This window comes from Burkholderia lata (genome assembly GCF_902499335.1).
GTDB lineage: Bacteria > Pseudomonadota > Gammaproteobacteria > Burkholderiales > Burkholderiaceae > Burkholderia > Burkholderia lata_B.
Genome location: NZ_CABVQK010000007.1, coordinates 361,661 through 384,595, shown reverse-complemented (window position 1 = coordinate 384,595; position 22,935 = coordinate 361,661). Strand labels below are relative to the sequence as shown.

Genomic DNA, 22,935 nt, shown 5'->3' with positions numbered 1-22,935 from the left:
CCGTTACATCCCCCGTCGACGCGCGGCGATTCTCTGCAGCACGCTGAACACGCCGAGCGCGAGCAGCAGCCCCGCGACGACGCCGACCGCGCCGAGCACGACCGGGTGCCGCGCCGCTTGCGTCCAGACGCGCGCATACCACGGCACGAAACCGACCACATACGGCTCGCCGACGCGCAGGCTGTCGACCTGCCCCGGCCGCACCAGCGCAAGGTCGCCCTGCAGCTGCGACACGAGCCCGGCGTTCTCGAACACGTTGAGCAGATCGCCGAGGCGCGGCTGGTCCGTCGCCGTCAGCGCGACGACGCTGCGCCCCCGGCTGCCCGGCAGCTCGAACCCGGCGAGCGCCGCGAGCGAGCCCGTCTGCTCGATATGCGCGCCGCCTTCGGTCAGGCCGACGCCGTTGCGCCAGCGCTCCTTCACCGAGAACGCGACGCGCGCGGCGCCTTCGCCTCCCGCGCCGCCCTGCTCGCCGATCACGAGCGGCAGCGCCGAGCGCCAGTGCGCGAGCAGCGGCGACGCGGGCGAGCCGTCGATCACGAGCAGATCCTTGCTGCCCGACAGCGCGGCGACGTCGCCGGGCCGTGCGACCTGCACGCGCAGCGCCGGGAAGCCGGTCCATTCGCCCATGTGGCCGAGCATCGTCAGGTAGGCCTCGAGCTCCTGCGGCGACGGCCGGTCAGGCATCACGACGGCCGTCTGCGACAGGTCGGCGAAGCGCGTGAACGGGAAGCCGCTGTTCGCGAAGAACGCGAGGTTCGGCAATTGCGCGTAATGGACGAAGTGCGAGAAGTCGATGGTCGAATCGGGATCGATCGCCGCACGCTGCGGCTCGGTCGCCGTGCTCGAGCACAGGCCCGTCTTCTGCGAGTCGAGCGTGAAGCGGAACTGCAACTGGTTGCCGCTGCCGACCCGGAACGCCGGGATGTCGACGTCGCTCGTCACGCGCCCTTCGGGCACCGACAGCAACGGCAGCTGCATCCGGCCGTGCGCATCCTCGGCTTGAGCCGGCCCGAGGCGGTACGACTTCACGAGCTGTTCGTTGATCTCGACGGCGAGCGTCGAGTTGTCCTGCACCGTCGGCGCCGTGTAGCGGTAGCGCAGCGTGATCGGCACGCCTGCGCCGTTCCACGAATGCAGATCGGCCGGCACGCGCAGGTTCAGGCGGATCGCGTCGGGCGTCGTGCCGCGCACTTCCAGATCGCGCGTATCGGACACGAGCTCGCGGAACGCGATCGGCCGGTTCACGGGCAGCCAGCGCGGCGCGTCGTACGGCTTGCGCGGCGCGCCGAGATCGACGTGCGCGACCGTCGCCGCCGGCCCCGACAGCGCCACGCGGCCGAGCACGAGCGTCGCGACCGCATCGTCGACCTCGGCCGCCGTGCGGCCCGTGACGACGAGCAGCTTGCGCCCCGGCGCCGCCGGGTTGTCGGCCACCGCGAGCAGCGGGCCGTTGATCGACGGCAGCGCGAGTCCGGCCGGCAGCGTCGCGGCCGTGCCGATCACGACCGCCTGGTCGTCGGCCGGCAGCCCGGTCGACACCGGGAACCGCGCATGCCGGTAGTCGGCCAGCGCGCCGAACCACGATGCGAGCACGCCCGCGCTGCGCAGCGTCGCCGAATCGGGCGACGCCGGCAGCACGAACGGCAGCCGCACGCGGCCGTTGTCGCGCCGGTCAAAGAATGGCGCGGGCAGCAGCGCGAGATCGTTCGGCAGGCGCACCGGCGATTCGTCGAGGATCAGCTCGCTCTTCGGGCTCACGTCGGCCCACAGCGCCGAGTTCGACGGATCCTCGCAATGGTCGAGCGTGTAATGCGCGATCAGGCGCAGGCCGATCTGGTTGAAATCCGAGAAGTAGCGCGGATCGATCGGGATTTCCTGCGTGACCGTGCGGCCCGCCTGTGCGGCGTCGAACGGGACGGTCGCGATCACCTCGCCGTTCACCGACACCTTCAGGTGCGACATCGGGAACACCAGCGACGGCGAATACGCGTAGGTCAGGCGCAGCCGCGCGCCGGTGACCACGCGGTCGAGCCGCACGCCCGCATTGATCGTGCGCGCGTCGTCGGCGCCGCGCAGGCGCAGCGGATCGAACGCACCGAGCGACGCGAACGGCAGGTGCACCGTCGTTGCCGGCAGGCCGGCTGCGGCCGCGCTGGCCGCCGCAGGCGCGGCCGCGGGCACCGGCACCGGCGCAGCGCCGGACGCCGCCGCAGCGGCCGGCACGGCCGGCATCGGCGCGGCCGACAGTACGGCTGCATGAAAAGCGCCGGCCATCGCGGCCGACAGGACGAGCAGCGACACGGCCGGCTTCATGCGCCGCTCCGTTTCGTCAGGATCATCCGGTCATCTGTCGCATCGAAGCCGATGCGCGCAAAGCAGCTATGCCCGTGAGTGAACATCCCCACTGCTTCCCCTCATATAAATCGAACTGGCCTGACTCATTTATCGAAACAATGCGGCGATTTCTTTAATCGCGCGTCATCGTGCTACGCGCGCCTGGCACTGGCGCACGCCCATTCGTCACACTATCTCAAAAACAGGACAAAACTTACCCCGATTCGCGACGATGAGACGAAAAAAAACTCAATCCGGTCGGAAATGCTGCGCGAGAGGGATGAATGGTAAGAATTGCGCCGTTGTCGCCCGGCAGGCCGAACGGCATACTGCCGGCGCGGCACGGTCGGCCGGCGGCGGTCCGTTGCAGACCGCCCCGCCGGAACGCGCTGCCGCGAGGCGGCGCGTATGCTACCGCAATCCCGCCTCGCCGGACGTGCTTTCTTTCACGGAAAACTGACTTGAATCAAATCGTCGACACTGCCACTCCGTCCCCCGATACGCTGCTGCGCATCATCGCCGCGCAGACCGAGATCGCGAAACTCGGCCTCGACCTGGGCAGCGTGATGGCCTATGTGGCTGAACAGGTGCCGCAGCTCACCGGCGCGAGCGCCGCCGCGGTCGAATTCGCCGAGGGCGACGACATGGTGTACCGCGCCGCATCGGGCACGGCCGCCGGGATGCTGGGCCTGCGGCTGCGGCGCTCGGGCAGCCTGTCGGGCCTGTGCGTGCAGCAAGGCGAGCTGCTGCACTGCACCGACTCGGAAACCGACTCGCGCGTCGATCGCGACGCATGCCGGCGGGTCGGCCTGCGCTCGATGCTCGTGATGCCGCTCACCCATGCCGACACCACGGTCGGCGTGCTGAAGGTGATGTCGCCGGAAGTCGACGGCTTTTCGCAAGCCGACGCCGGCACGCTGCGGCTGACGGCCGACCTGATCGCCGCCGCAATGTTTCACGCGGCGCGCAACGAGGCGAACGAACTGTACCTGCGCGCGACGCACGACGCGCTCACGGGCCTGCCGAACCGCGCGCTGTTCTACGACCGCCTGCGGCAGTCGATGCACACGACGCTGCGCGCGAACGGCCGGCTCGGCATTCTCAACATCGACATGGACGGGCTGAAGCCGATCAACGACGGGTTCGGCCATCGTGCGGGCGACGCGGCGCTGCGCGAGATCGCCACGCGGATGCAGGGGGCGGTACGGCGCTCGGACACGGTTGCGCGCATCGGCGGCGACGAATTCGCGGTGATCCTGCCGAACATCGGCAACCGCGACGATGCGCATGCGCAAAGCACGCGGCTCGCGCGCCAGGTCAGTGAACCGTTCGAATTCGAGGGGCGCCCGATGCAGCTCGGCGTCAGCGTCGGGATCGCGCTGCTGCCCGACGACGGCACCGACATGAACGCGCTGATCGAGCATGCGGACCAGGCGATGTATGAAGTGAAGCGCACGCGCTCGCAGCGGATAGCGCACGCGTAACGCGTACTCGAAGGCAGTTTCCTTGACGGACCGACGGGTGGAATGCCCCGCTCAACCGCCCGCGGCCGGCTTGACCAGGTGCTAGCCGATCTGCGGAACGGCGATCGCGAGCCCGACCACGAGCCATTGCACGATCGCGACGAGCACACCGGCCCGGCACAACCCGACCGCGCCGCGCACGCGCGCGTCGAGCGCGCGTCCGGCCTTCGATGCGTCGATCCAGCCGAGATCGGCGAGTGCGCGGTCAAGCGCCGCGAGCCCGTCGTCGACCGATGCGTCGCCTGCCGCCGCGCGCGCGAGCGCGGCGAACAGCCGGCGATCGATCTCGATCCGCACCGCATACCATAGCGCCGCGATCCCCGACCCGGTACTGACGACGGCCAGCAGCACGCGGGCGATCGTCGCCGGCGCCCAGCCCGACGCAATCCACCAGCCCGCGCCGGCCGCGGCCAGCGCGGCCGCGATCGCCCACGCGCCCGCATCGAGCGCGCCACGCGCGGCGGCGATCCTGAACGGCGCGGACGGGTCGCGCATCACTCGCCTCCCGCGCCGCGACGGCGATCGATCCAGTGCTGCAGCACGGCCACACCGTCGTCCGACCACACCGCATGCGGCCGCACCGCGCGCACCGCGGCCAGCGCGTCGCGCGCATCGCCGAGCCCGCGTCGCACCGCGAGCCACGCGGCCGCGCACATCACGCTGCGCCCGTAGCCGAGCGCGCAGCAGACCAGCACGTCGCGCCCTTCCCCGTGCAGGCGTTCAAGCGCCGCGACGGCTTGTGCGAGCTGCGCGGCCGTCGGCGCGACGAGGTCGAGCTGCGGCACCGCCACATAGGCGAGCGACGCATCGGCCGACGCCCAGCGCGGCATTTCGGCGGTCAGGTCGACCAGCGCCGTGAAACCGTGGCGGCGCACGTCGCGTGTGGTCGGCGTGCGGCCGAGCGACACGCGTTCGTCGATCCGCACCGGCGCCGGTTGCCGGAACGTCCACAGCCGCGAATTGACGAACGCGCCGGCAATCGTCGGCGCGAGCAGCCAGCGGATGACGACCGGGAACCGCCCGTGCGCATCCTTCTGGAACGCGCCGGGCGCGCCGCGCCGGTAGATCCACGCGACACATGCGAGCGCCAGCGCGACCCACCCGGCCGCCAGCGCCCAGCCGGGCGCGCGCGGCACGCACCCGAGCGCCACGAGCGCGACCGCCGCCGCGCCGAGCGCATAGCGGCGCGCGAGCGCGCGGCCGGCCGCACCCGGAGACGCATCGGCGCCCGGCAGCCGGCCCGCGGCATCGCGCAGCGGAAACAGGAACAACGCGAGACAGCCGACGGCCGCGCCGGTCGGCACGTCGATCGCGTGATGCTGGTAGGTCGTCAGCACCGACACGCCGATCGCCGCGAACCACAGATGCAGCACGACGCGCGCGAGCGTGCCGCGCAGGTGCTGTGCATAGACGGCCCACAGCACGACGAGCAGCCCGATGTGCAGCGACGGCGCCTGGTTGAACGGCTTGTCGAACCCCATCAGCAGTGTGAACAGCGCCCCGGCCACGCCGCCCGCGTCGGGCCGCTCGAACCCGAAGCGCAGCGGCCACGCGATGAAGCACGCGACCGAAATCAGTTGCACCGTCAACAGCCGCTTCACGTGATCGAGCAGGTCGGCGCGGCGCGTCCAGAAGAAGAACGACAGCGCATACAACAGGTCGATCGACCAGTACGGCACGATCGTCCACGGCACGAACGGGATCGCGTGCTCCCAGCCGAACGCGAAGGTCGGCACCGCCGCGCGGCGCGCGGCGAGCCAGTTCGCGAAGCCGTAGGTCGAGAAGAACACTGCGCCCATCACCACGAGCCAGCCGAAACGCAGCGCGAACGACGCGTCGCGCGCGCCGGCCGCCGAGGCCGGCTCGGCGAGGCCGCTCGCGCCGCCGTCGAGCGCGCTCATGACGCGTCGACCCGCTGCGCGAGGCTGACCGTGAAGATGCCCATTTCGTCGATCCGCTGGTCGAGCTTGCGGAAGCCCGCGCGTGCGACGAGTTCGTCCATCTCGGCCTGCGAGCGGCGGCGCATCACCCAGGTCGCCTCGCCGCGGTGATTGTTCAGCGCGCGCGCGATGAATTCGAGCTGCGGATGCCACGGCTGCCCCGTATAGACGAGATAGCCGCCCGGCGGCACGGCCTGCGCGAGCCCGCGCAGCGAACGCTCGATTAGCGCGTTCTCGCCGAACAGCTCGTAGAGGCCCGACACGATCGCGAGCGTCGGACGCGGCTCGAGCGTCGCGAGCGACGCTTCGTCGAACGCGTCGCCGCGCTCGAAGCGCGCGATCGGCTCGAGGCCGCGCTGCGCGATCAGCACGCGCCCGGCCTCGACGTTCGGCGGGCTGTAGTCGCGCAGCGTGATGTCGTCGGGCGCCGCGCCGTCGCGCTCGGCGGCCGACGCGATCGCGTCGAGCACGTAACGCCCGTGCCCGGCCGCGATGTCGACGATCCGCACCGGCGCGCCGTGGCCGCGCAGGCGGCCGATCGCCGCGCCGATCAGTTCCTGCAGATGCACCTTGCGCTGGCGGATGCCGATCCAGCCCGGCGAATCGAGATACGTGCGGTCGATCAGCGCGCCGACGCCGAGCCGCCCCTGCGCGCGGTTGCGGTACACGTAGTCGAGCGTCGAGCCCGAATCGAAGCCGAGCCGCAGCCCGAGTGCGATGCCGTCCGACAGCGCGCCGCCCGCCTTCAGGCCGGCACGCGTGAGCGCCCAGTACGCACGCGCGAACGCATTCGCGGGCGGCCGGCCGAGCGCCGCGTATTCGTCGTGGAACGCACCACGCCGGTCGGCGTCGGCGAGCGACACGCGCGGGCTCGGCGCATCGAATTCGCGCAGCACGAATGCACGCAGCGGTGCGAGCGCCTGTGCGCGATCGCGTTCGCCGAGCGTGTCGTGATAGAAGCCCGGCAGCACGATGCGCTCCTTGCGTGCGGAGCCGAGCCGCTCGAAGAAGCGGTCCTGCGGGCCGCGATGCACGACCCAGTCGGCGCCCGAGATCAGCAGTTGCGTCGGCACGGTGATCGCCGCCGCATCGGCGACGATCCGCTGCGCGGTGTCGTGCAGGTCGAGCAGCATGTTGACCGCGATCGGCCGCGTGATCAGCGGATCGGACGCATAGCTCGCGATCCGCTCGGGATCGTGCGTAAGGAATTTCGGCTTCACGTAGCTGTTCACGTAGAACAGCCCGCGCAGCTTGTGCATCAGCCGCAGGCCCGGCCGCGCGAACGGCACGTAGAGCTTGATGTGGAACGCCGGCGATGCGACGACGAGCGCGCGGATCGGCGGTGCGTAGTCGTGCGCCCAGGTGGCCGCGAGCACTGCGCCGACGCTCTGGCCGACCACGGCCATGTCCTCGATCGCGATGCCGTGCGTGTCGCGGATATGTTCGACGAAGGTCTGCAGGTCCCGCACCGACGCGGCCGCGCTCGGGCTGTAGCCGCGTGCGCCGGGCGAGCGGCCGTGGCCGCGCGCGTCCCACGCGAAGAACGCGAAATCGGGCAAATCGAGCTCGTCGACGAGGTGCGCGACGCGCGCCGAGTGTTCGTGGCCGCGATGCAGCAACACGATTGCGCCGCGGCAGCGCGCGCCCGTGGCGGGCCAGTGACGATAGAACAGCGTTTCGCCGTCGTGTGTGATGAAGTCGGCCTCGCGGGCCATGCGTGCGCTCATGCGATCTCTCTCGTTTCGTTATTCGAATCTTGGTGCGCCGCCCTCCGGCGCCCGGTACCGCAACTGCGTCGACTACTTTTTCAACCACCCTTTTCCGCGATGCCGGCCTGCACGCGCCGCACCACGGTCACGATCGACAGCACGATCAGCAGGCGCCACAGCCACGCGGCGACCCCGCCGACCGGAAACCCGAGCCCGATCCACAGCGCGAACGCGCCGAGGGCGAGCGCGCGGTCGCTCTTGCCGAACGGGCCGTCGTAGCGGCGGCTCACGCCGACCAGCGGGCCGATCAGCCCCGCGCATTCGACGATCACCGCCGTCAGCGCGAACAGCCAGACGTCTGCCGGAGCGAACACGGGAATCGCGAGAAACGGCAGCACCAGTGCGATATCGGACACGACGTCGCCGAGTTCGTTCAGGTAGGCGCCGAGCGTGCTCTTCTGGTTGTGCTCGCGCGCGAGCATCCCGTCGATCGCGTTGAGCGCCATCCGCGCGAACAGCCATAGCGGGATCAGCAGGAACAGCGCGCGGGCAAACACGCCGAGCCCGGCGAGCGCGCCGACGACGATCGAGCCGCCGGCCGCGAACAGCGTGACCTGGTTGGCCGTGACGCCGCGCTCCGCGAGCGAGTTCGCGAACGGGCGCAGACGGTTCTGGAATTTGGGTTTGAGTGCGTAGAGGCTCATCGTTTTATTTGCGCGGCACAGTCGGATACGTTTCCCGCCGCCATGCCCCGGGCGGCGAAACGGCCTTGGACAGCCTTCCATGGACGGCCCTAATCGTCGCCGAGCGGCCCCGATGCGTCAAGCATGCGCCCGGCCCGCACGCGTGGCGCCAATCTGGCGTTTTTGACGGAAACTCGCGATAATCCGCTGGCCCGATCGCAGCGAGATCCATTCGAACTGCAAACGGGCACTCGTGCAACAGCCGATTATCACGCCGCCGACCGGCACATTCGCCGCGACGCAACAGCGTGAAGCGGCGAATCGTCCGATTATCGCGGACCTGCGACAGGCAGCCACGAATTTGAAAAAATTTAAACAAGGGCCGTCCGGCGCGCATCCTGCCGCGCCGGCATTCCGGGGTCCCGCCCGCCGCACATCCGCCGCGGGCCATGCATGCAGGCAGGAGGCGCAGCGCCGATGAACATTCTCAACGTCTGGCAGCGCGATTTCCTGCTGTCCATCGTGCGGCTCGTCGCCGGCGCGTATCCGGTCTGGCATCAGGCGCCGCCGTCCCCGACGCAGAAGATCTACTTCTCGAACCACACGAGCCACATCGACACGCTCGCGATCCTCGCCGCGCTGCCGCGCAACGTGCGCGCGGTCGTAAGGCCGGTCGCCGCGCGCGACTACTGGGACAGCAGCGACATGAAGCGCCACATCGCGCAGAAGCTGCTGAACGTCGTGCTGATCGACCGCCACCGCGAATCCGGCGGCGATCCGCTCGACCCCGTGCGCGACGCGCTCAAGCAGGGCCATTCGATCATCATCTTCCCCGAAGGCACGCGCGGCGCCGAAATCCTGCCGCAGCCGTTCAAGAGCGGGCTGTTCCACCTCGCGACCGAGTTTCCGGGCGTCGCGCTCGCGCCCGTCTATCTCGAGAACCTGCAACGGATCATGCCGAAGGGCGCGATCTGGCCGGTGCCGCTGATCTGCAAGGTGCACTTCGGTGCGAACGATGCGCTCGGCGCCCAGGAAGACAAGCCGACGTTCCTCGCCCGCATGCGCGACGCGGTCGTCGCGCTCGCGCCGCCGCAGCGGCCGGCCGGCTGAACGCGCTCCCCTTCTCTCCCTTTTCCGGATAACCCCATGCGAACTCTCTTCTGGGAACTGGTCGCGGGCGTCACGGGCGTGCTCGTCATCGCCTCCGTGATCGGCGCAATCCTCGGCGCACGCAGCGGCGGCACGAGCGCGACCATCGTCAACCTGAACCAGCGCATCCGTGCGTGGTGGGCGATGATCGCGATCATGGTCATCGCGATCAGCCTCGGCAACAACGTCACGTATCTCGTGTTCGCGGTGCTGTCGTACCTGACGCTGCGCGAATTCATCACGCTCACACCGACCACCGCGAGCGACCACACGACGCTGTTCATCGCGTTCTTCGTCGCGATCCCCGTGCAGTACCTGCTGCTCGGCATCAACTGGTACGGGATGTATTCGATCTTCGTGCCGGTGCACCTGTTCTTCGCGATGTCGCTGGTATCGGCGCTCACGCAGGACACGCGCGAATTCCTGAGCCGCAACGCGAAGATCAACTGGGCGCTGATGGTGTGCGTGTACGGGCTGAGCCACGCGCCGGCCGTGCTGATCCTCGACATTCCGCACTACACGGGGCAGACCCCGCTGCTGCTGTTCTTCTTCCTGTTCGTCGTGCAGATCAGCGACGTGCTGCAGTATGTGGTCGGCAAGCTGTTCGGGAAGCGCAAGATCGCGCCGCAGCTGTCGCCGTCCAAGACGATCGAGGGCTTCGTCGGCGGCGGCCTGCTCGCGACGCTGTGCGGTGCGGCGCTGTATCGCGTGACGCCGTTCAGCTTCTGGTCGGCGTTCGGCATCTCCCTCGCGATCGTGATCGCAGGCTTCGTCGGCGGGCTCGTGCTGTCGGCCGTCAAGCGCTCGCTCGGCACCAAGGACTGGGGTTCGATGATCGCGGGCCACGGCGGGATGCTCGATCGCGTCGACTCGATCTGCTTCGCCGCGCCGGTGTTCTTCCACCTCGTACGGTATCTGTACGTGTAGTGCGCGGGCGCGCCGGCCAGTTCCGGCCAGTTCCGGCCAGTTCCGGCCCGGTGCGCCCGCATGTGCCGGCCGCGCATTGCACGCCGCCGGCGCCCCTTACCCGCGCGACGCGGCGCGGCGCGCGGCAGTCTTCCGGTCAGGCAGGCCCCGACCGGAAGACCCGGCGGATCAACGCTTGACGTACTGCTCGATCTCGCCCGCGTTGGCCACCTGCCCGTTCACCTTCACGACGCCGCCACTGCTGACCCGTGCGCTGGTCAGGTTATCGAGTCCGCCGTTGATCCCGATCCGGTCGTCACCGCGTAGCGTCCCGGCATTGAACACGCCACCGTTCACGCTGATCGTCGCCGCATGCGTCTCGGCGTGATTCCGCAGCCCGCCGTTGATCGCCAGACGCGTATCCGCGGTCAGCGTACCCCGATTCGTCGCACCGCCGTTCACGCTGATCGATTCGGCTTCGACCGTGCCGCCGTTCGTCAGGCCGCCGTTGACGGCGAGCCGGTCGAGCGCCGTCAAGGTGCCCTTGTTGGTCACGCCGCCGTTTACGCTGACCGCCTTGGCCCAGACTTCGAGGCCGTTCTCCAGTCCACCGTTGATCGACAGCGTGCCGTCCGTGACGAGGTGGCCCGTGTTCGTCGTGCGGCCATTCAGGATCAGGGCGTCGCTGGCGAACAGCCGCTTCGAGTTCGACGTGTCACCGTTGACGTTCACCGTCGCCGCCTCGATCGTGCCGTCGTTCGTCAGCCCGCCATTGACGCCGAGCCTGCCTTCCACTCCAAGCGTGCCGGTGTTCGATGCGCCGCCGTTCACGCTGGCGAACGTGGCCGTGAGCGTGCCGTCGTTTCTGAGCCCGCCGTTGGTGGCGAACCGGCCGTGTGCGATCAGTTTGCCCGCATTGATCGTTCCGCCGTTCACGCTGACCGACGCCGCCGTGACCGTGCCGCCGTTCTTCAGGCCGCCCAGCGCGCTCAATGCGTCGCGCGCGGTCACGCTGCCAGCGCTGCCCACGTCAGTACCGCCCAGCAATTGAATCGATTCGCCGTCGACCGTCCCGCCGATGCGCGAACCACCGGCAATCGTCACGTTGCCGTCAAGACCCGTGCCAGAAGCGAGCGTCGACCGGATCGCGCCGTCGATGTTCACGCCGGTATCCGAGCCGTTGCCGGTCAGCGTGATGTCGTGGGCGTCGATGCTGCCGCGCTTCGACACATCGATCGCGACCTCAGGCCGGTTCGGCGACTGCGCGAGACGGAATGCAGAATTGTCGCCGTCGTAGGTCACCGTGCCATCACCCGCGAGGGCGGCCAGTTTCAGCGCATGCAGCGCCGCATCGATACGCAACGTCCGTGCAATCAGGTCGATCCGGTTCGCATCGCGCGCATCGAGTCCGCCGCCTTCGACGACGATTTCGCCTTTCGTGTCGAAGCGGTTCGCGTTGCCGTTCGCGTCGAGCGACGGCGTGCCGGCCACCAGTTTCACCTGCGACGCATTGATGAAGCGCGCGCCATTGGCGGCGATCCCGTTCGGGTTCGCGATCACCAGCAGCGCCGACTCCCCGGCGATCTCCGTCGGCCCTTTCAGCATCGACTTCCCGCTGCCGGTCACCTCGTTCAGGATCACGCGGGCCGCCCGGCCGCCGAGCCGCGCGTTGCCGCCGATCTGGCCGGCGAGTTCGGTGTCGACAGGCTTCGTGCTGTTGTTCAGGACCAGCCCGTCCGGGCCGACGTTGTACTCCGTGAAGCGGTTGTGCGACAGGCCCGAGCCGTTCGGCTTCGCGATGTCGACGACGGGTACGCCGTCCTTCACGTCGATCCGGGGCGAGTTCGCGTCGCTCGTGTCAGCGACGAGGCCCGGGACCGACGATTCGGGATTGCCGGTGCCGGGGTTGCCGCCTTCCTGGTTGCCACCGCCCGCGTTGCCACCTCCCGCGTTGCCACCTCCCGAGTTACCGCCCTCCTGACCGTCCCCTCCCTGATTGCCGCCGCCTTCAGGGTTGCCGCCAGGAAACATCGCGTTTTGCTCAACTTTCCCGTCGTTTCGATACGTCCCCCCGACGACGTCCACCGCTCCGCCGGAACTGACCAGCCCGCCCGCCTCGTTGACGAATGCGTTGCCGGTGAGCGATACCGACCGATCACCGCGCAGCGTGCCGCTGTTGTGCACGCTGCCGATCACCCGCACCGCCCCGGCCCGCACGAACCCGTCGTTCGTCAACGTCGTGCCGGCCGAATTCGAACCGACCGCGAGCAACGCGTCGCTCGCCGTCACGATGCCGCGCTTGCCGATCTTCGTCTCGCCGAGCATCGTCAGCACGCTTCCCGCAATCGTGCCATCGATATTCGCATCGCCAACCAGCCGGACATCGCCATTCGCACCGGCGTCCTTCACCGTGCCGGTCGACCCCATCAGCACGATGCCGCCGCCCGACACGATGCCGCGCGTCTTCGGCACGACAGGGTCGCCGGCGATCGCCTCGATCCGGCCCGCGACGTTGACGCCGACGCTCGAACCCTTGCCGATCAGCGTGATCGCATTCGCATGAATGCTGCCGAGCTGCGACACGTCGATCGCAATCTCCGGACGGTTCGTGCCTTGTGCGAGTGCATAGGTCAGCTTGTCGCCGTCGATCTTCACGTTGCCGTCGATCGCGGTTGCCACGAGCTGCTGCGCCTGCAGGGCCGCGTTGACGCGCAGTGTGCGGGCGATCAGGTCGGTACGTGCCGCGCTTCGAGCATCGAGGCCGCTGCCTTCGATCTCGATCCCGCCTTTCGTATCGAACGCACCCGCATTGCCGTTCGCATCGAACACCGGAGTGCCCGCGACCAGTTTCACCTGCGGCGCATTGATGAAACTCGCGCCGTCCGCGGTGATCCCGTTCGGGTTCGCAATGATCAGCTGCGCCGACTGGCCGGCGATTTCCGTCGGCCCGAGCAGCTTCGTCCGTTCACCGCCGATGACTTCGTTCAGGATCACCTTCGCGGATTGTCCGCCGAGCCTCGCGTTGCCGTCGATCCGGCCCGCCAGCTGGGTATCGGACGCCGTGCTGCCGTTGTTCAGGATCAACCCGTTCGACCCGACGTTGTAGTTGATGAACTGGTTGTGCGATACGCCTGCCTCGTTCGGCTTGACGATCTCGACGATGACGTTCTTGTTCTTGAAGCTGATGCCAGGCACGTGGGGGTTGTCGGAGCCGCCCGTGGAAATCTGCGCATGGGCGGCCGGCGCGGACAACGCCGGCAACGCGACGGCCAGCAACTGCACGAGCCGCTTCGGGGTCAGGGGCGCGTGACGGTGCGCCGCACGCTTTCGAGTCATTTTCATGGTGGTCCTCGCTTGGGTGGATGACGGGCGGGACAATCCCGCACCGGACCGTTCAACGGGAGCGCGATGTCGTCGCGACAGCACGCCCCGCTGCACGGGATGAAGCAATCAGGCGCCGTCAGAACCGCGCGGCAATCTGAACGTCGAGCGTCGGGCTTGCGCTGTGCAGCGTGGAGGGTTTCAGCAGCGGCATGCCGAGCGCGACGTCGAAGCTCACGCGCTTGTAGCCGCCGCGCAGGCCGAGCGCGCCGCCAACCAGCGTGCGGCCGCCCGGCGTATCCGCGTCGGCCGTCACGCCGCCCGCGTCGAGCGCGGCATAGGCGTCGATGCCCGCCACCGCGCGGGTCGACAGCTCGTTGCGCAGCACCCAGCCGCTGCGTGCGGCCAGCGTTTCGTTGCCGTCGAAACCGCGTACCGTGTAGCGTCCGCCGATCTGCAGGAATTCCGTCGACGGCACGGAGGACGGCGCACGCTGCACGACGAAAGTGCCGCGGTAGTTCGCCCGGCGCGCGCCGACCGTGAACGGCGCGTCGACCGCCACGTTCGCCGTCGCGATCCCGTAGCGGCCATTCCAGTCACTGCGGTCCTGCACGTAGCCGGGAAACGCGCTCAGCCCGCGCAGGCTGCCGCGCCACGATGCGCCGGCCTCCACCGAGGCGCGCGTGAACCGCTGCAGGTGGCTGGCCGAGAATGTGTAGCTCGTGATGACGTGCTTCTGGACGCGCAGTTCGAACGCGTCGAACCACGCGCGGTCTTCCCGTCGCGCCAGCGTCAGGCCGACGCGGGTGCGCCCAGTACCCGACCGGTACGGCACATAGCTGATGCCGGCTTCGATCCGCCGTGTGCGGCGCGCGTACACGAACGTGGTATCGCCGACGGGAATCGCCTGCCGGGTCGCCCACTCGCTCGCGGCGAGCGAAAACGACGCATAGCCGACCGGTACGTCCCAGCTGGCGCTGAGGGAACGCGATCCGCGCGTCGAGCGCCGTGGATACGCATCATTGCCGGCGGTCAGCAGCAGTTGGTCATACAGGCCGAGCGGCGAATCGACCGCGACGATCGCGGCCACCTGGTTGCGCCCCGTTGCGTCCTGACCGCTGTTGTCCGCGGTGAGTACTCCGCGGATGCGGCGCGCACCGGCCGGGCGCCCGACGCGGATATCGCTGTCGCCGAATGCCGCGCCGGGCGCGATCGCGAAGGTCGCGGCCGACTGCCCCGGCAGGCGGCGCATGTTTTCGAGCGCCTGGTCGAGATCGCGCACGTTCAGCAGCGCGCCCGGTCCGTGCGGAAATACGCCCCGAGCCGTACCGATGCCGCCCGGCGCGTCGTCGATCGCACCGATCCGGCCGGGCAGCACCTCGACGATCACCCGTCCGTCCGCGTAGTCCTGGTCCGGAATCGCGGCAAGCGACGTGATGTAGCCACGCGCCACCAGCTGATCGGTGACCCAGCTGCGAATCGCCGCGAGCCCGCGCGTGCCGGCACACTGCCCGACGCCCGGTGCCTGTTTCGACAGCCAGGGGAAATCGGCCGCGCCGTGCCATTCGATCGAACGGATCGGCACGCACGGCGTTTCGTGCGGCAGCATGAGTGTGTCGCCACGTGCGCCCGCCTCCGGCGTCAGCACATCGGCGGACTGAAGGGCCTGCCGACGCACGGCGTCGAGCTGCTGTTCCTGATGCCGCTGCGGATCGGACGTCGACAACGGCGCCGCCGCTGTCCCTGCCGAAAGCGACAGCAGGCTCGACGCCATCGCGGCGCCCACCATGCCGGATACCTTCATATTGATTCGGACTACCTATATTACGGGTGAATCCGGCAGGCGATGTGAGGTTCGATCCTCGCGTGTCGCGCGTCGCCGGACATCCCGGCGAGGCGGCACCGAACCGGCCCGCCACGCGCGACAGCACTCGCATGCGTGCCGTCTCGTGAAAGGTCGGAGATTACCCGGCAGCGTGCGGGAAGATTGTCAAGCGAATGTGAAAGTCGCGGCTTCACGACACTTTCGCGCAAATCTGACTTGTCCTATTGCGCGCGTGACTGGCCGTGTTGAAGCAGGTGCGGGACCTGCGGGGAATCGTGTTCCGGTTCGTCGAGCGTGCCGCGTCAGTATCCTTCGCGCAGCACCTTCGGCACGACGTAGCGGCCGCGTGCTGCGTCGAACTTCACCGTATAGCGCGCATGGATGGTCTTGTCGCCGCGCGTGCCCGTTTCCGTGACCGTCAGCGGATAGACGTCGCCGGTGCCGCCGGTCAGGTCCGGCGCGATCTCGAAGCGGCGTTCCTCGCAGCGCGCCTGGGCGTTCGCACATTCGGTCGAGTCCGCGTTGTCGAGCGCCTCGTCGATGCGCGCCGCCGCCAGCACCAGCGCATTGCCGTATGGCAGCCAGATCGAGCGGAAGCTTTGCGTATAGCCTTGCCGCATGTCACTTTCGCCGATGACGAACCCGAACAGGTGCGGCCCGAGCCGCTCGATGCGCACCGTGCCCGGCTCGCCGCGCTTGCCCGACGCGATCTCCGTTTTCTTCACGATCGGCTCGAGCGTCGTGCCGTTGGCCGCGGGTTTCAGCACGTACAGGTCGATCGTCCCGGTCGTCGCGTCCGAATCCATCCCCGGCATCCCGTTTTGCGCGGCAGCCTCGGTCTCGCCGCACATCGCGAGCAGCGTGCGCGGGCCATCCGCGGTCGCGACTCGCAGCGCACCGCACGGCGCATAAATGAAATCGTCCCCGTCCGCCTGCCAGCCCTTGCGATCCGTGCGCCAGTTGCCGTAAGTATCGTGAATGAAGGTTTTCAACAGACGGTCGGGCTGAACCGGCTCGGCCGCATGAACGGGCGACAACGCGGAGAGCGCGGTCAGTACCGCGAGTGCGCCAAGCGCAGCGAGCGAAGCCGCGAGCGGCTTCAGACGTATGTTCCGGTGCGGGACAGTCATGACGTGGTTCGTTCTGCTCGAAAGGATGCGTGGCGGATGATTGCGGGCACACACGATCACGGTTGCCGTGGCGCGATGCCGGTGCCGTCCGGTTTCAACCGCGCGGTCGGCACCCACCCTTCGGCGATGCCGCGCGTGCGCGGATTCAGATAGACGACCGACGTGAAACGGCCGTAGCCGGTCCGCGCATCGACATGGTCGTGCTCGACGATGAACAGCCCGTCGATCCGGCATGCGTCGTCCGGCGCGGAATAGAACGGCAGGCGCCCTTGGCCGGTGACGACACGCCCGGCGTCGCTGCCCGTCACGTAGTCGCCCTGCGCCTGCGCGCGGCGGTTCAGTGCATCGCAATCGACGGCGTTGCGCACGGGCGCGGCCGGTGCCGCCGGCGCAACACACGTCGACACGAAACGCGCCAGCGCGCGCCGGTCGATCTTCAGCACGTCCGGCCGGTCGGGATCGCGCGTGACGTCGAGCGCACGCTTCGCCTGCATATCGAGCGTCACCCAGCCGATCGTCGCCTCGCGATTCGGCGTGCCCGGGTGGTCCGGCATCGTGAACAGCCTGATGCGGTAGACGTTGCCGTCACGCTCGTCCACGTCGGCGCGGATGCCGCGCCGGTTCATCGCGGTCTGCCGCAGTGCCGGCACGATCAACCGCGTCAGCTGGTCTTCGCACGACGCCTGCGGCGCGGCGGCGGCCGGCTGCGCGGCCATCGCGCCCAGACACGCCAGCGCGGCACGCACGGCGACGGCCGCGAACCGGCGGCGGCGCACGGCCTCGCCATTCGCGCCGGCCGGCGTTACGATCTCGTTCTTCACCCCAGGCTCCGTTCGATGCACGCGGAAACCTGCCCGCGAGCCCGTAGCGTACACGCAAGGCGCGGCACCGCAAGCGCGCATCGCATTGCCCGACTTGGACCTACGCATGAACCTCACGTTGCAGGATGTCGCATGGCACCGGTCGGTCGGGCGGCTCATCGAGTCGCTCGACCAGCCCGGCTTCTGGCTCGCACTGATCCGGCTGATCGAGGAATACGTCGCGGTCGACAGCTGGGTCGCGCTGACGTTCGGCGACGGCCGCCCGCAGGTGTTCGCCGAATGCCCGTACGAAGGCGGCGGCCCCGACCCGCTGTTCCACGACTACGTGAAGGGCCTGTACCAGCTCGACCCGTTCTACATCGCCAACCGCGACGCGCCGAAGAGCGGCCTGTTCCGGCTGTCCGACGTCGCGCCCGAGTGCTTTCGCGATACCGAGTACTACATGCGCTATTTCACGCACAACGTCGTCGAGGACGAGGTGCAGTTCAACGTCGTGCTCGACGATGCGCGCACGCTGTGCCTGTCGCTCGGCAGCAAGCGGCGCTTCAGCCCCGAGCAGGTGGCGCTGCTCGACCTGATCCGGCCGTGGGTGGCCGGGCTGATGCGGCAGCGGCTCGCGTTCGAGCCTGCCTCCGCGGAACATCCGCCGTCGCGCCTGCCCGGTGCACACGACGGCTTCGAGCAGGCGATGGCGCGGCTCGGCACGCCGCTTACCGCACGCGAGCTCGACGTGATCCGGCTGATCCTGAGCGGGCGCTCGAACAAGGAAGTCGCGAACAAGCTGTCGATTTCCGCCGAAACGGTCAAGGTGCATCGCCGCAACATCTACGGAAAACTCGCCATCAACTCGCAATCGGAGCTGTTCTCGCTGTTCCTGAACGCGCAGACCGGCGGATAACGCGCGGCCCGCGCACCGCCCATTCAACCGCGCCGCTCCCGCTGCGGCGCGAGCCGGTTCACGCCGGCGCCGTATCGGCCGCGTGCGTGCGCGCAAGCTTGAATTCGCCGACCGTCTGCGCGAGCTGCGCCGCCTGCTCGCGCAGCAGCGCCGCCGCCGCCGCGGACTCCTCGACGAGCGCCGCGTTCTGCTGCGTCGAATGATCGAGTTGCGACACCGCCTGGTTCACCTGAGCGATCCCGGTGCTCTGCTCGTTCGCGGCGACCGTCATTTCCGCGATCACGCTCGAAATGCCGCGCACGCCCTCGACGATCTCGTCCATCGTCGCGCCGGCCGTCTGCACGAGCCCCGATCCGCCCTCGATCTTGTCGACCGACGCCTGGATCAGCTGCTTGATTTCCTTCGCAGCCTGCGCGCTGCGCTGCGCGAGCGTGCGCACCTCGCCCGCGACGACCGCGAAGCCCCGCCCGTGCTCGTTCGCGCGCGCCGCCTCGACGGCCGCGTTCAACGCGAGGATGTTGGTCTGGAACGCAATGCCGTCGATCACGCCGATGATGTTCGAGATTTCGTTCGACGCTGCCGTGATCTCGCCCATCGTCGCGACCACCTGGCTCACCACCTCGCCGCCACGCATCGCCACGCTCGACGCCGATTCCGCGAGCCGGTTCACCTGCGTCGCCGAATCGGCCGAGTTGCGTGCGGTGCCGGCGATCTCCTCGAGCGCCGCCGCGGTCTCCTGCAGGCTCGACGCGGCATGCTCGGTGCGGCTCGACAGATCCTGGTTGCCCTGCGCGATCTCCGCGCTCGCCACGCTCACGGATTCGCTGAAACCGCGGATCTGCAGCAGGATCGACCCGATCTTCTCCGCAAACAGGTTGAACGCGCGCGCGATCTGCGCAGCCTCGTCGTTGCCGTCCGCGGGCAGTCGCTTCGTCAGGTCGCCGCTTCCGCTCGCGACGTCGGTCAGCGCGTCGCGCACCAGCAGCACGCGCTTGAATGCCGCGTTCGTCAGCGCACCGACGAGCGCGGCCGCGATACAGGCCACGATGAGGATCGCCACGAGCGTCGTCGTCGCCACGGCCCGCATGCCGGCCGTCACGTCGGACCGGTCGAGCGCCATCACGAGCGACCAGTCGGTGCCGGCGATCGCCTGGGCGCGGAGCAGCTTGGTCACGCCGTCCACCGCGATCGCCACCGGTTCGGTCGCGGTCTGCAGGCCGGCGAGACGCTCGGGCGTCAGCTCCGGCGACAGCTCGGCCGCCGGCTTCATGATCAGGTCGGTCTTCGCGCCGGCAATGAGGCGCCCGCTTCGGTCGACCAGGAACGCGAAACTCGACGGCGTCGGGTGCATCGACGCGACGATCGCGCTCGCGCGCTCCATGTAGAGACTCGCCGCCAGCACGCCTTTCAGCGTGCCGCCGCGCACGATCGGCACCGCGAATGCGAACGCGGGCTTGCCGGTCGTGGCATCGCGATACAACGCGGTGACGACGAGCCGGCCGGCGTCGACCGCCTGCTTGTACCACGGGCGAGCGGTCGGGTCGTACCCGGGCGCGAGCGGGATGTTCGAGAACGCCGTGCGGTCCGGCAGGCCGAGCGTCAGCACCTGGAAGCCGCCCGACTTGCCGAGCAGCGTCAGCGCCGGCAGCGGATCGCCTTCGCCGACGGCGAGCGTATCCGCGAGCGCCTGGGTCTGCTGCCCGCGGCTCGCGACCCACTCGTCGAGCGCCAGCGCATGGCCGGCCAGCACCGACTGCAGGTTCTGATCGATGGTTTCGTCGTTGTGGCGCTTGACGACTCCGTACACGAGGCCACCCGTGACGGCGAGCGCCGTGACGACGATGGCGACGCAAGTTGCCAGAATCCGAGCGCGAATTGATGACAGCATGATGACGGCGATCTCCGGTTGCGCGTTGTTATCGAATGGTCAAACGAGTACGCAAACGGATTTAACGACCCGCCACCTCGCAACTTGAGGTTCGACTGGTCAGACCAATCAAAAAAACATGCGCCGGCAACCGCCGCGGAGATCAATACCCCCGACGGGTTAACGCACCGGCGGGATGGGAAATCCGCCGCTTCGGCGCATACTGGGCCTCCTTATCCACCCTTCCGGCGCCCCCGGCGACGGGCCCTTGCCACCGAAACCGCCCATGAAACTGAAGCTCGACATCGTCCAGCTCGCCGGCCGCGACGGCGACACGCACTACAACCTGCAGCGCACGCTCGAAGCGATCGCAACCTGCGCACCGGGCACCGACATCGTGATGTTCCCGGAAGCGCAGCTCACCGGCTTCCTCGATCCGTCGAATCTTGCCGAATGCGCCGAGCCGCTCGACGGCCCGAGCGTCGGCGCGGTCATCGCCGCCGCACGTGCGCGCAACGTTGCCGTCGTGGTCGGGCTGATCGAAAACGACGGCGGCCGCTTCTACAACACCACCGTGTTCGTCACGCCGGACGGCATCGCGCTGCGCTATCGCAAGACCCACCTGTGGGTGAGCGAGCACGGCGTCGTGCTGCCCGGCGACCGTTACGCGACGATCGAATGGCACGGCGTGCGGATCGGCCTGCTGATCTGCTACGACAACGAATTCCCCGAAACCGGCCGCGCGCTCGCCGCGCTCGGCGCCGAGCTGATCCTCATCACCGACGGCAACATGGAGCCGTACCGCGCCGTCCACCGCACGTCGGCCACGGCACGCGCGATGGAGAACCAGGTGTTCACGGTGGTCGCCAACCGCGTCGGCGGCAGCACGCACGACGTCGTATTCGCGGGCGGCAGCCTCGCGGCCGATCCGTTCGGCAACCTGATCTTCGAGGCCGGCAATACCGAATCGCGTCATGCGGTCGAACTCGATTTCGAGCAGCTCGCCGCGTCGCGCGCGGTCTACGACTATCGCCGTGATCAACGTCTGCACATCGGCGGCGAACGCATCGAGCACGCCGACGGCCTTCGCGAACTGCTGATTCCGTAAGCGCGGGCCCGTTCCGGCTGCGACATCCGTCACGCCGGGGCGGGCACCTCGATCGCCAGCAGCGCCGAACTGACCGACTTGCCGTGCGCATCGAGCGCGAGCGAGCGCGTGACGCCGCCGCCGAGCGCATCGCGCAACACGAAATTGAATGCACCGAGCGCCGGCAGTTCGTAACGCACGACGTCGCCATGCACGATGCCCGCGAGCCATGCCTTCACTGCATCGGCATCCAGATGCGTGCGCAGATGATCGTAATGGCGCGGATCGCGGCAGATGACCGAAACGTTCAGCGTATTGCCCTTGTCGCCGGTGCGCGCATGCGCGAGTTCACGCAGTTGCATCATGCCTCCACGAATGAAAACGACGGCGCCACGTCCGCACGCGGCAGCAGCACCGACTGAACGGCGATCACCTCACGCGTCGACTTGAACGCACCGCCGCCGCCGGCGGGCCCGTTCGTATAGAGCGTCTCGACTTCGTTGCCGATGCGCGCCGCTTCGGCGGCGCTCGCCGCACGGCCGGCCACCCGCACGCGCACCTCGGCCGGCTCGCCGCGCACGGCGGGCGTCGCGTCGCCATACAGCGCATCGACGCCGATCAGGTCGAAGCGCAACTCGGTCGCTGCAACGCCGGTCAATGCCAGCCGCTCGCGGACGATCCCGAGCGCGAGGCGCGCACGTTCGAGCGCGCCCGGGCCACCGTACGAGATCTGGCCTTCGCCGATGTAACCGTCGACGTAAGCCACCGACACCTTCAGCGTATCGGGCCGCGCGGTGCCGCGCCCGCCCGTCACGCGCACGCGGTCCGGCGCCTCGCCGGCCACCACGACGCGCGTGAAATCCGCGACGACATCGGGCTGCAGATACCGCGCCGGATCGTGAATCTCATAGAGCAGTTGTTCCTTGCAGGTCGCCGTGCTCACGCGGCCGCCCGCGTGCGGCACCTTGGTGATCACGACCGAGCCGTCGGCCGCGACTTCGCCGATCGGAAACCCGAGCCGCGCAAGGTTCGGCACGTCCTTGTAGCCGGGGTCGGCGAAATAGCCGCCCGTCACCTGTCCCGCGCATTCGAGCAGGTGGCCGACGACCGTCGCTTGCCCGAGCACGTCCCAGTCATCCATCTGCCAGCCGAACGCGTGGATCAGCGGCGCGGCGAACAGCGACGGATCGGCGACGCGCCCGGTCAGCACGACGTCCGCGCCGGCCGCGAGCGCATCGACGATCGGCGCGGCGCCGAGGTACGCGTTCGCGGACACGATGCGGTCGCGATAATCGGCGACGTCATCGCCCGATTCCTCGAAGCGGAACGCGCCGCGCAGCACCACGTCGAGCACGTCGTCGCCTTCGACCGCCGCGACCTTCAGGCCCGCGATGCCGAGCGATCGCGCGATCTGCGCGGTGCGCCGTGCGGCCGCACGCGGATTCGCCGCGCCCATGTTCGACACGATGCGCACGCCCTTCGGCGCGGCGACCGGCAGCACCGCATGCATCCGCGCATCGAGCAGCGGGTCGTAGCCGAGTGCCGGATCCTTGCGCCGCGCCTGCTGCGCGATCGCGATCGTGCGCTCGGCCAGGCATTCGAAGACGAGATAGTCGAGCTGCCCGTGTTCGGCCAGTTCGACCGCGGGCTCGATCCGGTCGCCCGAGTAGCCGGCGCCCGCGCCGATGCGCACGCGCCGTTCAGGTTGCTTTGCTGTCATGTCCGTACCGTCGTCCGGC

The 22,935-nt window shown here is 68.9% G+C and carries 17 protein-coding genes; 5 read left to right on the top strand and 12 right to left on the bottom strand.

Translation table 11 applies throughout. From position 1 onward, the window contains the following. Positions 1-3: 3 nt before the first annotated feature. Positions 4-2,316 (bottom strand): cellulose biosynthesis cyclic di-GMP-binding regulatory protein BcsB, encoded by a 2,313-nt coding sequence (gene bcsB / locus BCO18175_RS19795; protein ID WP_174983350.1) that lies wholly within the window; start codon positions 2,314-2,316, stop codon positions 4-6. Positions 2,317-2,798: 482 nt separating this feature from the next. Between bcsB and BCO18175_RS19790 the strand changes: the two genes are divergently transcribed. Beyond that, a complete protein-coding gene (locus tag BCO18175_RS19790; RefSeq protein WP_438820505.1) occupies positions 2,799-3,821 on the top strand; it encodes a diguanylate cyclase domain-containing protein in 1,023 nt (340 codons plus the stop codon). An 81-nt stretch (positions 3,822-3,902) separates the two neighbouring features. On the opposite strand, the gene BCO18175_RS19785 is transcribed toward BCO18175_RS19790, so the two are convergent. The 4 genes from BCO18175_RS19785 to BCO18175_RS19770 all read right to left on the bottom strand — a co-directional run bounded on the left by BCO18175_RS19785 (position 3,903) and on the right by BCO18175_RS19770 (position 8,213). Next, the gene (locus BCO18175_RS19785; protein ID WP_174917794.1) at positions 3,903-4,355 is read right to left on the bottom strand and encodes a hypothetical protein; all 453 of its coding nucleotides are present in this window, start codon (positions 4,353-4,355) and stop codon (positions 3,903-3,905) included. Then, the gene (locus BCO18175_RS19780) at positions 4,355-5,761 is read right to left on the bottom strand and encodes a phosphatase PAP2/dual specificity phosphatase family protein (RefSeq protein WP_174983346.1); all 1,407 of its coding nucleotides are present in this window, start codon (positions 5,759-5,761) and stop codon (positions 4,355-4,357) included. Before BCO18175_RS19780 ends, BCO18175_RS19785 begins: the two co-directional genes overlap by 1 nt. Further along, positions 5,758-7,527, bottom strand: coding sequence for a bifunctional alpha/beta hydrolase/class I SAM-dependent methyltransferase (locus BCO18175_RS19775; RefSeq protein ID WP_174983344.1), 1,770 nt, complete (start codon positions 7,525-7,527; stop codon positions 5,758-5,760). Before BCO18175_RS19775 ends, BCO18175_RS19780 begins: the two co-directional genes overlap by 4 nt. An 80-nt stretch (positions 7,528-7,607) precedes the next feature. Then, a complete protein-coding gene (locus BCO18175_RS19770; RefSeq protein ID WP_174917791.1) occupies positions 7,608-8,213 on the bottom strand; it encodes a CDP-alcohol phosphatidyltransferase family protein in 606 nt (201 codons plus the stop codon). A gap of 456 nt (positions 8,214-8,669) precedes the next feature. Here BCO18175_RS19770 and BCO18175_RS19765 point away from each other — a divergent pair, with 456 nt between their 5' ends. Both BCO18175_RS19765 and BCO18175_RS19760 read left to right on the top strand, forming a co-directional pair. Then, on the top strand, positions 8,670-9,302 hold the full coding sequence (locus tag BCO18175_RS19765; protein ID WP_174983342.1) for a lysophospholipid acyltransferase family protein: 633 nt from the start codon (positions 8,670-8,672) through the stop codon (positions 9,300-9,302). A 36-nt stretch (positions 9,303-9,338) separates the two neighbouring features. Continuing rightward, the gene (locus BCO18175_RS19760; RefSeq protein ID WP_174983340.1) at positions 9,339-10,268 is read left to right on the top strand and encodes a phosphatidate cytidylyltransferase; all 930 of its coding nucleotides are present in this window, start codon (positions 9,339-9,341) and stop codon (positions 10,266-10,268) included. 168 nt (positions 10,269-10,436) lie between these two features. Here BCO18175_RS19760 and BCO18175_RS19755 read toward each other — a convergent pair whose 3' ends face one another. From BCO18175_RS19755 to BCO18175_RS19740, 4 genes are all read right to left on the bottom strand, one after another. Then, a complete protein-coding gene (locus BCO18175_RS19755) occupies positions 10,437-13,589 on the bottom strand; it encodes a two-partner secretion domain-containing protein (protein WP_174983338.1) in 3,153 nt (1,050 codons plus the stop codon). Positions 13,590-13,707: 118 nt separating this feature from the next. Continuing rightward, the gene (locus BCO18175_RS19750) at positions 13,708-15,372 is read right to left on the bottom strand and encodes a ShlB/FhaC/HecB family hemolysin secretion/activation protein (protein ID WP_174983336.1); all 1,665 of its coding nucleotides are present in this window, start codon (positions 15,370-15,372) and stop codon (positions 13,708-13,710) included. A 323-nt stretch (positions 15,373-15,695) separates the two neighbouring features. Further along, positions 15,696-16,523, bottom strand: a complete 828-nt coding sequence (locus BCO18175_RS19745) for a topoisomerase IV (RefSeq protein WP_174983334.1) — start codon at positions 16,521-16,523, stop codon at positions 15,696-15,698. A gap of 56 nt (positions 16,524-16,579) precedes the next feature. Then, positions 16,580-17,344, bottom strand: a complete 765-nt coding sequence (locus BCO18175_RS19740) for a hypothetical protein (RefSeq protein ID WP_174983332.1) — start codon at positions 17,342-17,344, stop codon at positions 16,580-16,582. 106 nt (positions 17,345-17,450) lie between these two features. On the opposite strand from BCO18175_RS19740, the gene BCO18175_RS19735 reads away from it, so the two are divergent. Further along, positions 17,451-18,242 (top strand): response regulator transcription factor, encoded by a 792-nt coding sequence (locus BCO18175_RS19735; RefSeq protein WP_174983330.1) that lies wholly within the window; start codon positions 17,451-17,453, stop codon positions 18,240-18,242. A 58-nt stretch (positions 18,243-18,300) separates the two neighbouring features. On the opposite strand, the gene BCO18175_RS19730 is transcribed toward BCO18175_RS19735, so the two are convergent. Then, positions 18,301-20,130 (bottom strand): methyl-accepting chemotaxis protein, encoded by a 1,830-nt coding sequence (locus BCO18175_RS19730; RefSeq protein ID WP_174983328.1) that lies wholly within the window; start codon positions 20,128-20,130, stop codon positions 18,301-18,303. Positions 20,131-20,395: 265 nt separating this feature from the next. Here BCO18175_RS19730 and BCO18175_RS19725 point away from each other — a divergent pair, with 265 nt between their 5' ends. Then, positions 20,396-21,217 carry a carbon-nitrogen hydrolase family protein gene (locus BCO18175_RS19725; RefSeq protein WP_174969412.1) on the top strand — a complete coding sequence of 274 codons (822 nt, stop codon included), beginning with the start codon at positions 20,396-20,398 and terminating at the stop codon, positions 21,215-21,217. A gap of 29 nt (positions 21,218-21,246) precedes the next feature. Here BCO18175_RS19725 and BCO18175_RS19720 read toward each other — a convergent pair whose 3' ends face one another. Both BCO18175_RS19720 and BCO18175_RS19715 read right to left on the bottom strand, forming a co-directional pair. Continuing rightward, positions 21,247-21,558 carry an AtuA-related protein gene (locus tag BCO18175_RS19720; RefSeq protein ID WP_059649396.1) on the bottom strand — a complete coding sequence of 104 codons (312 nt, stop codon included), beginning with the start codon at positions 21,556-21,558 and terminating at the stop codon, positions 21,247-21,249. Then, positions 21,558-22,916, bottom strand: a complete 1,359-nt coding sequence (locus BCO18175_RS19715; protein ID WP_174983326.1) for an acyclic terpene utilization AtuA family protein — start codon at positions 22,914-22,916, stop codon at positions 21,558-21,560. The genes BCO18175_RS19720 and BCO18175_RS19715 overlap by 1 nt, the downstream gene beginning before the upstream one ends. Between the last annotated feature and the right edge of the window lie 19 nt (positions 22,917-22,935).

Bases quoted from the DNA above. Each gene is read 5' to 3' on its own strand.
- bcsB (WP_174983350.1), bottom strand. From the start codon at position 2,316: ATGAAGCCGGCCGTGTCGCTGCTCGTCCTGTCGGCCGCGATGGCCGGC.
- BCO18175_RS19785 (WP_174917794.1), bottom strand. From the start codon at position 4,355: ATGCGCGACCCGTCCGCGCCGTTCAGGATCGCCGCCGCGCGTGGCGCG.
- BCO18175_RS19780 (WP_174983346.1), bottom strand. From the start codon at position 5,761: ATGAGCGCGCTCGACGGCGGCGCGAGCGGCCTCGCCGAGCCGGCCTCG.
- BCO18175_RS19775 (WP_174983344.1), bottom strand. From the start codon at position 7,527: ATGAGCGCACGCATGGCCCGCGAGGCCGACTTCATCACACACGACGGC.
- BCO18175_RS19770 (WP_174917791.1), bottom strand. From the start codon at position 8,213: ATGAGCCTCTACGCACTCAAACCCAAATTCCAGAACCGTCTGCGCCCG.
- BCO18175_RS19765 (WP_174983342.1), top strand. From the start codon at position 8,670: ATGAACATTCTCAACGTCTGGCAGCGCGATTTCCTGCTGTCCATCGTG.
- BCO18175_RS19760 (WP_174983340.1), top strand. From the start codon at position 9,339: ATGCGAACTCTCTTCTGGGAACTGGTCGCGGGCGTCACGGGCGTGCTC.
- BCO18175_RS19755 (WP_174983338.1), bottom strand. From the start codon at position 13,589: ATGAAAATGACTCGAAAGCGTGCGGCGCACCGTCACGCGCCCCTGACC.
- BCO18175_RS19750 (WP_174983336.1), bottom strand. From the start codon at position 15,372: ATGAAGGTATCCGGCATGGTGGGCGCCGCGATGGCGTCGAGCCTGCTG.
- BCO18175_RS19745 (WP_174983334.1), bottom strand. From the start codon at position 16,523: ATGACTGTCCCGCACCGGAACATACGTCTGAAGCCGCTCGCGGCTTCG.
- BCO18175_RS19735 (WP_174983330.1), top strand. From the start codon at position 17,451: ATGAACCTCACGTTGCAGGATGTCGCATGGCACCGGTCGGTCGGGCGG.
- BCO18175_RS19730 (WP_174983328.1), bottom strand. From the start codon at position 20,130: ATGCTGTCATCAATTCGCGCTCGGATTCTGGCAACTTGCGTCGCCATC.
- BCO18175_RS19725 (WP_174969412.1), top strand. From the start codon at position 20,396: ATGAAACTGAAGCTCGACATCGTCCAGCTCGCCGGCCGCGACGGCGAC.
- BCO18175_RS19720 (WP_059649396.1), bottom strand. From the start codon at position 21,558: ATGCAACTGCGTGAACTCGCGCATGCGCGCACCGGCGACAAGGGCAAT.
- BCO18175_RS19715 (WP_174983326.1), bottom strand. From the start codon at position 22,916: ATGACAGCAAAGCAACCTGAACGGCGCGTGCGCATCGGCGCGGGCGCC.